The sequence below is a fragment of the Bosea sp. BIWAKO-01 genome (assembly GCF_001748145.1).
GTDB lineage: Bacteria > Pseudomonadota > Alphaproteobacteria > Rhizobiales > Beijerinckiaceae > Allobosea.
Genome location: NZ_BCQA01000001.1, coordinates 5057648 through 5070091, shown reverse-complemented (window position 1 = coordinate 5070091; position 12444 = coordinate 5057648). Strand labels below are relative to the sequence as shown.

The 12444-nt window shown below is 64.0% G+C and carries 9 protein-coding genes; 2 read left to right on the top strand and 7 right to left on the bottom strand.

What is annotated here, in order from left to right:
- Positions 1-6: 6 nt before the first annotated feature.
- The 6 genes from BIWAKO_RS23765 to BIWAKO_RS23740 form a co-directional block, all read right to left on the bottom strand.
- Entirely contained in the window at positions 7-1245 is a 1239-nt protein-coding gene (locus tag BIWAKO_RS23765) for a cysteine desulfurase (protein WP_069880754.1), read from the bottom strand.
- A 2-nt stretch (positions 1246-1247) separates the two neighbouring features.
- Positions 1248-1454 (bottom strand): tautomerase family protein, encoded by a 207-nt coding sequence (locus tag BIWAKO_RS23760; protein WP_069880753.1) that lies wholly within the window; start codon positions 1452-1454, stop codon positions 1248-1250.
- Positions 1454-2800 (bottom strand): Fe-S cluster assembly protein SufD, encoded by a 1347-nt coding sequence (sufD, locus tag BIWAKO_RS23755; protein WP_069880752.1) that lies wholly within the window; start codon positions 2798-2800, stop codon positions 1454-1456. The genes BIWAKO_RS23760 and sufD overlap by 1 nt, the downstream gene beginning before the upstream one ends.
- Complete coding sequence (sufC, locus tag BIWAKO_RS23750) at positions 2800-3552, bottom strand: Fe-S cluster assembly ATPase SufC (protein ID WP_069880751.1); 753 nt, start codon at positions 3550-3552, stop codon at positions 2800-2802. The genes sufD and sufC overlap by 1 nt, the downstream gene beginning before the upstream one ends.
- A 115-nt stretch (positions 3553-3667) precedes the next feature.
- On the bottom strand, positions 3668-5140 hold the full coding sequence (sufB, locus tag BIWAKO_RS23745) for a Fe-S cluster assembly protein SufB (RefSeq protein WP_069880750.1): 1473 nt from the start codon (positions 5138-5140) through the stop codon (positions 3668-3670).
- Between the two features lie 61 nt (positions 5141-5201).
- Positions 5202-6407 carry a cysteine desulfurase family protein gene (locus BIWAKO_RS23740; protein WP_069882730.1) on the bottom strand — a complete coding sequence of 402 codons (1206 nt, stop codon included), beginning with the start codon at positions 6405-6407 and terminating at the stop codon, positions 5202-5204.
- A gap of 295 nt (positions 6408-6702) precedes the next feature.
- On the opposite strand from BIWAKO_RS23740, the gene BIWAKO_RS23735 reads away from it, so the two are divergent.
- Together BIWAKO_RS23735 and tyrS are read left to right on the top strand one after the other, a co-directional pair.
- The gene (locus tag BIWAKO_RS23735; RefSeq protein WP_043236668.1) at positions 6703-7374 is read left to right on the top strand and encodes an alpha/beta hydrolase; all 672 of its coding nucleotides are present in this window, start codon (positions 6703-6705) and stop codon (positions 7372-7374) included.
- A 135-nt stretch (positions 7375-7509) separates the two neighbouring features.
- The gene (gene tyrS / locus BIWAKO_RS23730) at positions 7510-8754 is read left to right on the top strand and encodes a tyrosine--tRNA ligase (RefSeq protein WP_069880749.1); all 1245 of its coding nucleotides are present in this window, start codon (positions 7510-7512) and stop codon (positions 8752-8754) included.
- Between the two features lie 43 nt (positions 8755-8797).
- On the opposite strand, the gene BIWAKO_RS23725 is transcribed toward tyrS, so the two are convergent.
- Entirely contained in the window at positions 8798-12265 is a 3468-nt protein-coding gene (locus BIWAKO_RS23725; RefSeq protein WP_069880748.1) for a hypothetical protein, read from the bottom strand.
- Positions 12266-12444 lie beyond the last annotated feature (179 nt).

Below are 12444 nucleotides of genomic sequence, written 5' to 3'. Positions count from 1 at the left end.
TCCCGTTCAGGCGAAAAGGTTCTCGGCCTTCCGCAACGCCTCGACCAGATGGTCGACCTCTTCCAGCGTATTGTAGAGGCCGAAAGAAGCCCTGCAGGTCGACGTCACTCCATATCGGGCCAGAAGGGGCATCGCGCAATGGGTACCGGCCCTGACTGCGACACCTGCGCGGTCGATCACGGTCGCAACGTCATGCGCATGCGCGCCCTTCAACTCGAAGGAGACGATCGCCCCCTTGTTCGCAGCCCTGCCGAATATCCGGATTGAGTTCATCTCGCCGAGCCGCTGCATCGCGTAGCTGGTGAGCTTGGCCTCGTGGGCGGCGATATTCTCGCGCCCCAGCGCCATCATGTAGTCGAGCGCGGCACCGAGCCCCACGGCCTCGACGATCGCCGGCGTACCCGCCTCGAAGCGATGCGGAGGGTCGTTATAGGTGACCGTGTCCTCGCTGACGGTGACGATCATCTCGCCTCCGCCCTCATAGGGGGGCAGCTTTTCCAGCCATTCGCGCTTGCCCCAGAGGACACCGGAGCCAGTCGGTCCATAGGTCTTGTGGCCGGTGAAGCAGTAGAAATCGCAGCCGAGGGTCTGCACGTCGACCGGCAGATGCACTGCGCTCTGGCTGCCGTCCACGACCAGCGGAATCCGATAGGCCTGACAGATGGCAGCAACCTCGGCGATCGGAACGATCGTGCCGATCGCATTCGACATGTGGGTCAGTGCCACGACCTTGGTGCGCGGCGAGATCAGCTTCTCGAATTCCTCGATGAGGAAATTGCCGTCCTCGTCGATCGGCGCCCATTTGATCACCGCGCCATGCCGCTCGCGCCAATAGTGCCAGGGCACGATGTTGGAATGGTGCTCGAGGAGCGAGAGAATGATCTCGTCGCCCTCCTGGATACCGAGATGGCGACCGAGAGACGAGGCAACGAGATTCAGCGCGCCGGTCGAGGACCGGGTGAAGATAATCTCTTCGAGATGGGCGGCATTCAGGAAGCGGCGCGCGCTTTCGCGCGCCGCCTCATAGGCCTCAGTCGAAGCGTTGGCGAGGTAGTGCAGGCCGCGATGGACATTGGCATAGTCCTCGCGCATCAGCCGGCTCATCGCATCGATGACGACATTCGGCTTTTGCGCCGAAGCCGCATTGTCGAGATAGACCAGCGGCTTTCCGTAGACCTCCCGGCTCAGGATCGGGAAATCCCGGCGGATCGCCGCAACGTCATAGGGCTTCACTGGCGCATTCATCGTCAGGCCTTTCCGGGATTGCTTGGCCTGTCGGCGACGAGCACGCCGGCATGGCCCCAGTCCTCGCGCTCGATCTCCTGGATCACGATATGGGTGTTGTCCGGGTTCTTGCCGAGCACGCGGACAAGGGTCTGCGTGAACTCCTTGACGATCTCGGCCTTCTGTTCCCGGGTCGCACCCTTGGTGATCTGGAGATTGACATATGGCATCAGGCTGCCTTCCCGGCTGCGTGCTCGCGGTTCGCGAGCCAACCTTCGACTTCGCCCATGATCAGCTCGCGCAACGCCTCGTCGGCAACGAACTCGACCGCTTCGCCCGCAAAGGCCTGCAGAACCAGCGCCTCGGCCTGAGGCCGCGGCAGGCCGCGCGCCATCAGATAGAAGAGCTGTTCGCCATCGATCTGCGCCACGGTGGCGCCATGACCGCAGACCACATCGTCGGCGAAGATCTCGAGCTCGGGCTTGTTGAACATGGTCGCACCGTCGTTCAGGAGCAGTGCGTTGCTCTTCATGCTGCCATCCGTCTTCTGCGCATGCTGGCGCACGATGACCTTGCCCTGGAAGACGCCGGTGCCTTCGCCGCCGATGATCGACTTGAACAACTCGCGGCTGGTGCCGTTAGGGACTTCATGGTCAACCACGAGCGTAACGTCGGAATGCTCCTGGCCGCCGAGCAGGTTGACGCCGCGTAGTCCGACTTCGGTGTGCTCTCCCGCATAACGCACGAAATGCTGCTGGCGGACCGTTCCCGCGTTGCAGATCAGCGCGAAGGAGTCGAACTTGGCATGGGCGCCAACAGTCGCAAGCAGGCTCAGTACCTGCACCGTCTCGGCCGGCTGGCGCGTGACGAGCCGGATGTGCTGAATCTCGCTCTCGTCTCCGGCCTCGAAGACGATCGCCGTGTTGATCTGCGCAGCTTTCGACCCGGCGTTCTCGCTGATCTCGACGATCGAGCCCTTGACGCCCTTGCCGGCAAGCACGACCGAACGGCTGAAGATCGCCTGTTCCTCATCGCCGGAGGCGAGCGAGATGATCGCGATCGGGGCAGCGAGTTCGGTGCCTTCCGCGATCTCGACCAGGACACCGTCACGCATCAACGCCGTATTGAGCATCAGGCCGGTATCGCCTTCGGCAACACCGGGCCCAGACAGGATCCGTGTCAGATCCTCGCGTGGCGAAACCAGCGCGTCGGCCAGGGCATGAACCGTGACACCGTCGGGCAACGCATCGAGGCCCGAAAGCTCGGCATTGAAGGCGCCGTCGATCAGGACGAGCCTGAGACCGTCCAGCTTCAGCGTGGAAAGACGGTCGCGCACGGCCTGGGTTGCAGCATTGCCGCCGGCGAGAGGCTTCGCCTCGCGCAGCATCATGCGCAGATCCGTATAGCGCCAGGCTTCGAGGCGGCGATGCGGCAGGCCCTTGGCCTCGAAGCCGGCGAAGGCATCTTCGCGCAGCTTGCGAACCGGCCCGGCTCCCGGCAGCTCAGCCTTCACATTGGCGAACTGCTGGGCGAGAACCTGCTCGGCCGCGGTCTTCAGCGGGGTGACGATGGCCATCAGGCGGCCTCCCCATAGGACGCGTAACCGCTCTTCTCGAGCTCCAGGGCCAGTTCCTTGCCCCCGGTGCGGACGATGCGACCCTTGGCCATGACATGCACGGTGTCGGGCACGATGTGCTCGAGCAGGCGTTGGTAGTGGGTGATCACCAGGAAGCCGCGGCTCTTGTCGCGCAAGGCATTGACGCCTTCGGCAACGATGCGCAGCGCGTCGATGTCGAGGCCGGAATCGGTCTCGTCAAGGATGCACATCGAGGGCGCGAGCAGCGCCATCTGCAGGATCTCCATGCGCTTCTTCTCACCGCCGGAGAAGCCGACATTGAGCGGGCGGCGGAGCATTTCACGATTGATGCCAAGGCCATCAGCAGCCGTATTGACACGCTTGATGAAGTCCGGCGTCAGCAGTTCGTCCTCGCCGCGAGCCCTGCGCTGCGCGTTCATCGCCGCCTTCAGGAAGGTCATGGTGGCGACGCCTGGGATCTCCAGCGGATATTGGAAGGCCAGGAAGATGCCGGCGGCGGCGCGGGCATCGGCCTCCATCTCCAGCACGTTCTCGCCATTCAGCAGAATCTCGCCGTCGAGGACCTCATAGTCCTCCTTGCCGGCGATGACATAAGACAGGGTCGACTTGCCGGAGCCGTTCGGCCCCATGATGGCAGCGACTTCGCCATCATTCACGGTGAGGTTCAGGCCGTTCAGGATCTGGGTGTCCTCGTCGGCGATCTTGACGGTCAGGTTGCGAATTTCGAGCATTGGTCAGAGTTCCGGTTTCTGCCGCGTCGCGCTCGGTCTTGTGCCAAGCATCCGCGGCTGGTGTCTGTTCAAGAAGGGCGTGGCCGGTCTGGACATGCCAGACGGTGATGTCGCGCTAGCCGACGGAGCCTTCGAGCGAGATGGTGATGAGCTTCTGCGCCTCGACGGCGAACTCCATCGGGAGCTGCTGCAGCACCTCCTTGACGAAGCCGTTGACGATCAGCGCCACGGCCTCCTCCTCGGAGAGGCCGCGCTGCTGGCAGTAGAAGAGCTGGTCCTCACCGATCTTCGACGTCGTTGCCTCGTGCTCGAAGATCGCGGTGGCGGTCTTCGCCTCGATATAGGGGATCGTGTGCGCGCCGCACTGGTCGCCGATCAGCAGCGAATCGCAGTTGGTGAAGTTGCGCGCGCCCGTCGCCTTGCGATGCGCCGAGACCATGCCGCGATAGGTCGAGTCGGATTTTCCGGCCGCGATGCCCTTGGCGATGATCTTCGAGGTGGTGTTGCGGCCGAGATGGATCATCTTGGTGCCGCTATCGACCTGCTGCATGCCGTTCGACACGGCGATCGAGTAGAACTCGCCGCGCGAGCCGTCGCCGCGCAGGATGCAGGACGGATATTTCCAGGTGATGGCGGAGCCGGTCTCGACCTGTGTCCACGAGATCTTCGAGTTCTTGCCACGGCAATCGCCGCGCTTGGTGACGAAGTTGTAGATGCCGCCCTTGCCCTCGGCATCGCCGGGGAACCAGTTCTGCACGGTCGAGTACTTGATCTCGGCATCATCGAGCGCGATCAGCTCGACCACCGCTGCGTGGAGCTGGTTCTCGTCGCGCTTCGGCGCCGTGCAGCCTTCGAGATAGCTCACATAGGAGCCCTCTTCGGCGATGATCAGCGTGCGCTCGAACTGGCCTGTGTTCTGCTCGTTGATGCGGAAATAGGTCGACAGCTCCATCGGGCAGCGCACGCCCTTGGGGATGTAGACGAAGGAGCCGTCGGTGAAGACCGCGCTGTTCAGCGTGGCGAAGTAGTTGTCGGTCACCGGAACGACGGTGGCGAGGTACTTCTTTACGAGCTCGGGATGCTCCTTGATCGCCTCGGAGATCGAGCAGAAGATCACGCCGGCCTCGGCCAACTCCTTCTTGAAGGTGGTGACAACCGAAACGGAGTCGAAGACGGCATCGACCGCAACGCGGTTCTCCGGCGCGACGCCGGCAAGAATTTCCTGCTCGCGGAGCGGAATGCCGAGCTTCTTGTAGGTCTCCAGGATCGCCGGATCGACCTCGTCGAGCGACTTCGGCTGCGCGCCCATCTTCGGCGCGGCGTAGTAGTAGATGTTCTGATAATCGATCGGCGGGTAGTTGACGCGCGACCAGGTCGGCTCCGTCATCGTCTTCCAGCGCCGGAAGGCATCCAGACGCCATTCCAGCATCCATGCCGGCTCGCTCTTGCGCGCCGAGATGTAGCGGACCGTATCTTCGGTCAGCCCCTTGGCGGGCTTCTCGACCTCGAGCTCAGTGACGAAGCCGTATTTGTACTCGGTCACGTCAATCGACTTGACCTGATCAATGGTCTCCTGGACCGCTGCCATATTCAGTCTCCAGTCGCGGGTTCAAGGCCCGCCGGTTCGTTCAAGATAGTCGCCGGAACAGTCAGGCCGCCGCCTGCCTCTCCCGACCGGTTTTGGCGGCAAGCGCCTTCGCGTATGCCGCAAGGAAATGAGCGATGTCGGCCTCGGAAGTGGTCCATCCCAGGCTCGCCCGCAAGGCCCCTGCGCTCATGACAGGGTCGACGCCCATGGCATCCAGGACATGCGAGCGCTTGACCTTACCCGAGGAGCAGGCCGAGCCGGACGAGAGCGCTATGCCAGCGAGATCCAGCATGATCAACGCCGTTTCCGCCTTGATCCCCGGCGTCGCGAAGGCGCTGGTATTCGGCAGACGCGGAGCAGAGCCACCGAATAGGACCGTCTCCGGCGCAAGGGCGAGGATACCGGCTTCCAGCATGTTGCGGAGCTTCGAAAGCCTGGCCGCCTCGGTCGCGATGGCCTCGCCGGCGATCGCGGCAGCGACGCCGAAGCCGACAATGCCGGGAACGTTTTCTGTGCCGGCACGCCAGCCGCGTTCCTGCCCACCACCGCGAACCGGCTTGTCGCCGAGTTCGTAGGCACCACCGCGGAGGACGATGGCGCCAACTCCCTTCGGACCACCGATCTTGTGCGCAGACAGCGCCAGAACATCTGCACCCAATGTGTTGATATCGATAGAAATCTTGCCGGCAGCCTGAACCGCGTCGCAGTGCAGCAGCGCGCCGTAACGCCTGGCAATGGCCGCCGCTTCGGCAATCGGCTGAATGACACCGGTTTCGTTATTCGCAAGATGCAGCGAAACGAGCGCCCGCGCGCCGGGTTGCTCGCTGGCCAATCTCTGCAGCCGCGCCTCGAGCCAGACCAGATCGGCAAGCCCCGTGGCATCAACCGGGATGGCTTCTGCGGCACCACCCGCGAAGCGATGACCGTCGCGGACGCAGGCATGCTCGGTCGCGCCAAAAAGCAGAAGCGAGCCCGGCACGCGGACGCAATCGCGTCCGCCACTGCATTCCATCAGCCCCGGCGAAAGCACCGTGGCATTGGCCTCGGTGCCGCCGCTGGTGAAAACGACGTTGGCCGGACTGGCAGCGCAAAGGCGCGCGACCTGTTCCCGTGCCTTCTCGACAGCAGCCCGCGCCAGCCTGCCTTCAGCGTGGACGGAGGATGGATTACCGGGCATGCGCAACGCGGCCAGCATCGCCTCCGCCACGTCCGGGCGAACCGGCGTGGTGGCGTTGTGGTCGAGATAGCTGCGGGCTGACCCGGTCACGTTTGCGAAGCTCCGATCCAGCGTCGGCCTGGCCGGCACGAAATGCTTGAAATTGCACCCCTGCGCCGTGCTATAGCCGCCCATCCAACCGGCCGTGTTCCGGGACCGCAGGTTCGCCAAAACGGCAAACCGCTCGTTTGTTCCGGTCTTGTTCACGGCTGTTAGAACTATTCTAAGCGCTTGATGTAGGGCGCGAGCGGCAGGTCCGTCAAGGGCAGCGGGACATTTTGGACGGCAGTATGCCGCCGATTTGCCGGTTGCGCGCGGCTCTGCCCCAACAAAAGGCGAGTGTGATATGCCCGAGGTGATTTTCAACGGACCGGCCGGACGGATCGAAGGTCGCTACCAGCCCGCAAAGAAGAAGGGCGCCCCGCTCGCCATCATCCTGCACCCGCACCCTCAGTTCGGCGGCACGATGAACAACCAAATCGTCTACAACCTATTCTACACCTTCGTGAACCGGGGCTTTTCGGCGCTGCGCTTCAACTTCCGCGGCGTCGGCCGCAGCCAGGGCCATTTCGACCATGGCGCCGGTGAATTGTCGGACGCCGCCGCTGCGCTGGACTGGATGCAGGCTCTGAACCCCGAGGCCAAGAGCTGCTGGATCACCGGCGTCTCCTTCGGCGCCTGGATCGGCATGCAGCTTCTGATGCGCCGCCCGGAGATCGAGGGCTTCATGTCGATCGCCGCGATGGCGAACCGCTATGATTTCTCCTTCCTGGCCCCCTGCCCTTCATCCGGACTGTTCGTGCACGGTTCCGAAGATCGCGTGGCACCCGTCAAGGAAGTCATGGCCGTGATCGAGAAGGTGAAGACCCAGAAGGGTATCCAGATCGAACACGCCGTCGTCGAGGGCGCCAACCACTTCTTCGATGGCCGCGTCGACCAGCTGATGGAGGCGGTCAGCGCCTATCTCGACCGCAAGGTCGGACCCGAGATCAGCAAGGCCGAACAGGAACAGGTCTGAATTCAGCCCTCATCCCGGGGAGCCGCGAAGCGGCATCCCGGAGGGCGCTCCAGCGCATGCTGGAGACATCCTTCGGGACGCAATCCGCGGTTGCTCCTCGGAGATGAGGTCGCATTATGCAAACGAGCTTTCGCCATGACGACTTTCAAATCCGATCTTCTGCGCGTTCTCTCCGAGCGCGGCTATGTTCATCAGATCTCCGATCCGGAAGGGCTTGATGCGGCTGCGTTGAAGGGGCCGATCAGCGCCTATATCGGCTTCGACGCAACCGCGACGTCGCTTCATGCGGGCTCGCTCATCCAGATCATGATGCTGCACTGGATGCAGGAGACCGGTCACAAGCCAATCGCGCTGATGGGCGGCGGCACCACGATGGTGGGTGACCCGTCCTTCAAGGACGAGGCGCGCAAGCTGCTGACGGTCGAAGACATCGAGCGCAACCTGGCGGGTATCCGCAAGGTTTTTGCCCGTTATCTCGACTTCGATGGTGCGGCGAGCATGATGAACAATGCCGACTGGCTGCTCGGGCTCAACTATCTCGAGTTCCTGCGCGATGTCGGCCGTCACTTCTCGGTCAACCGCATGCTGTCCTTCGACAGCGTGAAGACGCGGCTCGACCGCGAGCAGTCGCTTTCCTTCCTCGAATTCAACTACATGATCCTGCAGGCCTACGACTTCGTGGAGCTGAACAAGCGCACGGGCTGCGTGCTGCAGATGGGCGGCTCCGACCAGTGGGGCAATATCATCAATGGCATCGACCTCGGCCACCGCATGGCGAATGTGCAGCTCTATGCGCTGACGTCGCCGCTGCTGACGACGGCCTCGGGCGGCAAGATGGGCAAGACCGCCAATGGCGCCGTCTGGCTCAATGCCGATCTGATGAGCCCCTATGAGTTCTGGCAGTTCTGGCGCAACACCGAGGACGCCGATGTCGAGCGCTTCCTGAAGCTCTACACCAAGCTCCCGATGGACGAGATCGCCCGTCTGGCGGCCCTCGGCGGCTCCGAGATCAACGACGCCAAGAAGGTACTCGCGACGGAGGCCACCGCATTGCTGCATGGCCGCGAGGCTGCAGAAGCGGCCTTCGAGACGGCGCGCCGGACCTTTGAGGAGGGTACGCTCGCAGAGGACCTGCCGAGTGTCGGAGTCTCGCAGACCGCTCTCGACGCAGGTCTCGGCGTCCTGACCGCCTTCGTCACCGCCGGCCTGGTGCCCTCGACCGGCGAAGCCCGCCGGCAGGTCAAGTCCGGAGGTCTTCGCGTCAATGACGAGGTCGTCACCGATGAGCGCGCAGCGCTCGGTGCAGGCCACCTCTCGCCGGAGGGCGTGATCAAGCTCTCCTTCGGCCGCAAGAAGCACGTCCTGCTGCGGCCGGAATAGGCGGCCTCAGGTCGCGACACCAAGTCGCGACACTGAGCCAGGCTCAGCGCTGGGCCTGGCTCGGCGCCGGGACCGGTGGCCTGGCGGGGCGCTCCAGAGGGGCCCCCCCGAGCGGGTCGACGAAACGGCGCAGGATGCCCGGCGCAATCGCGGAGAGCGGATTGATCGACATGGTCGGCGCGCTGGCAGGTCCCGATATCCGGAAATTCAGGGCGAACAAGCCGCCATACTGACCTCCGCCGAGGATCATCCCGACGACCGGCACCTGCGCGAAGGCATTGTTGAAGGCATAGCTCGGCACGAAGGTGCCCCCGATATCGACCTTGTCGCGGCCGTAATCGACATTCCCCTGAAGTGTGAACCCGATCTGCTGCCCCCAGATCACCATATCCGAGACATCCAGGCGGCTGGCAGAACGGGTGAATTCTGCCCTCAGCTTGGTGAAGGCGACCTCGCTCGCGTCGATGCGGCCTGCCGCTCCGCCTACGCGATCGCCGGACAGGGCCGTAACCGCCTGCTCGCCGAGGACCCGCCGCAACGCCGGCTCGTCGCGCACGACGAAGTTGCGGAAGAGCAGCTCTCCGTTTTGGCGCGTGTCGCCCGGGCCCAGCGTCAGCACCAGATCTCCGCCGTGAGCCCGGCGGTAGAAGTCAAAGAAGCGCAGCACCGAGCCGCCATTCTCCGACTGCAGGACGAGTGTGCCGGCGCCTTCGCCTTGACGTGCCTGCCTTGCCGAAACGCTTGCCCGGCCGATGCGGCCCTCGAAACTCAGGGAGCGCAGGTCACCATTTCGCTTCGAGAACTTCAGCACGCCGTTGCCGATCGCTTCGTTGTTGAATCCGGTCAGGATCGGCACGTCGAGATCGACATCGACATCGTTGCCGCGCGCGGCGCTCTTGTCGCCTCGCGTCGTCGGGGCCGCGCCGACCTGAAGGTCACGAATGAAGGGCCGGACATCGGCAACCTGCCCGCGGATCACCATCTTCGTTACCGTGCCGTCACGCTTGGCCTCGACCTTGAGATTGTCGCCGGGTGATATCCGAAACTGCGAGAGGCTGGCCCCCTCGAACCCGCTCTGCTTGTTGAGCTCGATCTTGCCACGGATCAGGACCGGCGACGCATCGAGCGTGAAATCATCGAGATCGGGACCATCGGCATCGACCAAGTAATTGAAGGTCGCCCGCCCCGCCCGCCCGGCGGGCTTGGCAAAACCCGGGATCACTCCGTCGATCGCCGCCTTGGTCAGATCAAGTTCGACACGCGGCGCGATTTCCGCACCCTTGCCGAGCTGTTTCGATACCTTGACCTGCACGGGACCATTGACGCCGAGTTCCGGCCCGAAGCCGCGCTTCTGGCGGGCGGCGTTGTCGAGGGTGAAGGCAAGCGTCGCTTCGCCCTGTCCCTTCGCGTTCTGGCGGATCTCCATCTGCGCGCGCTCGCCGCCGACGCGGCCTTCGCCCCGGATCGAAAGGCCAGCTCGATCGAATCCGACCGTGAAATTGGCTCCTTCGAGTTTCTCGGTACCGAGCAATGTATCGGAGGCAATGTTGGAGAGCGTGCCGGAGCTCTGGACCACGACATCGGAGGGCTGGACTTCTGCGACCATCGGCAAGGCGATGACGGTCTTCAGGTCACTGCTGCCCCGGATCGATGCCGGATCGCCTGCTCCGGGATTGAATTCCTTGAGCGCGGGAAAGGAGAAGAGTGCAGCGACCGCATCAACCGGCCCGACGGAGCGGAAGCCGATCTTGGCCTGGGGACGCGGCGCCCAGGTATCGAGCATGCCAAAGCTGCCTTCGCTCAACGCAAGCTTGCGGCCATCCCCCAGATCGGCTGTCGCCTTCGGGATAGTGAGCTGGACCGTCCGGCCCGTCGCGGTACCGTTGACTGCGCCGTCGATCAGCGGCGGCAATCCGGGTCCCGGCAGATAGCGCACATTCGTCGCGTCCACCGTCACGCGCAGCGCCTTGTCGGGCATGGCTGCGCCTTGCAGCATCCGGGCGTGATCTTCTGCCGGCAGGTCGACCTTCACATCCACCGCAGCGAGGCGGCCCCCGGCCATCTCACGGCTCAGCGAAGCGTGCAGATGGGGCACCGTCCACTCTGGCCAGATTGCAAGGGCGGCCCGCGCGTCCGAATCCGTCGCCCGGACCCAGAACTGCTGATAAGGCGATTCGCCCCGCTTCTGCACCAGCCCGGTCATGTCGACCGCAATCAGAGGGCCGCGCAGCGAAAAACTCTCGATACGGACTTCCCCGGCCGAGCTGTCGAGGACGATGCCGCTCTGGATGCTGTCGATCGCGACCGCCGGATCCGAGCCGATTCCAGCGATCTGCCCCTTTGCATCCAGCCCGATGCGCCAGACGCCATTCTCTCCACGCAAGCTGCCGGATCCGCGCAGCACCGTCGGACCAGCCTTGAACTCCGCCGAGGTCACACGGAAATCAGCCAGCCCCGTTCCGCTCTCCAACTCGACATGCGCTGTATCGACCGAAATCGGTGCGACCGGGCTGTCGCGAAACGTGATCGTGCCGGGAAGGATGTCGAAGCGCGCCGACATCTTGCTTTCGCCGCCCGGGCGCTGAGCCAGGGAGATCTTGCCCTTCATCGGCAGCCCATTGATCACGATGCTGGACGTGCCCACGGCGAGAGCAACAGCTTCGGCGGGCTCGAAGCGAACGACATCGATCTCCGCCCGCCGCGTTCCATCCGGATCCGCCGACAGGTCGATGGCGAGTTCCTTCCAGCGCGAGCCGGTCCGGCCCTTCATCGTGAGGCGGCTGACTCCGTTGCCGACACGCGACAATCTGATGTCGACATCCTCAAGACTGGTCCTCTGTCGGCCATCGGGGTCGACCAGCGCCAGCCTCGCTCCGCGCATGCCTGCCGTTTCGAGCGCGCCGAGAAGACCGTCTCCGGCCGCAACCGTCGCGACGGCTTCCATGATGTTGGTAAAGACGTTCCAATGGCTGGCATCTGGAATGGCGGGCGGCTGCACCACCGGCTCCGGGGGGGCCGCATCCGCATTCACGATCAATGCGCCGTCATGATTGACGCCGAGGCGCATGTTGACGCCACGCAGGTCGACCGACACGAGCCGGATTTCGCCGCGCAGTAGCGCCAGCGGCACATAGCCGAGCACGGCCTCCGGCGCACGGAAGGCTGCACCGCTACGGTGGCGGAACGAAACCTGCCTGACCCGGAGCTGGGCATGCCCGTCGATCCGGCCGAGCTCTGCGCTGCCAGCCTCGACCTGCCAGTCAGGACCAAGCCGCTCTGCAATCGCAGCCGAGATGCGGCCCTCGAGGCCCGAGAGCGGAATCATCCCGGTAACCAGCAGAGCGCCAGCCGCGCCCGCCAGCGTCACCACAGCGACAGCCACCGCCACCACGATCGTGACAAGCCCAGCCTTCGCGCGCCGCGCGACCGCAGCAACCTCGTCGCAGGTCGTGTTTTCGGGTGCCGCAACCCGCGGCAGCTCCTGACCGACCTTGTCGTTACCTTCGTTCACCAAGGACTTTCGCGTTCTGAAAGGGGCCGAAATGCGACTTCGGTCCGGCTTCACCAGATTCTATGAGTCTTCGCCGGCCCTGAATGACCGTAGGCGGGTTACACGGATGTTGCGGCCAGACTAACCGATTCGGCTTCTGCTCCATCTAGGCTGGCTGGCGCATGAACGGGCGGCACACC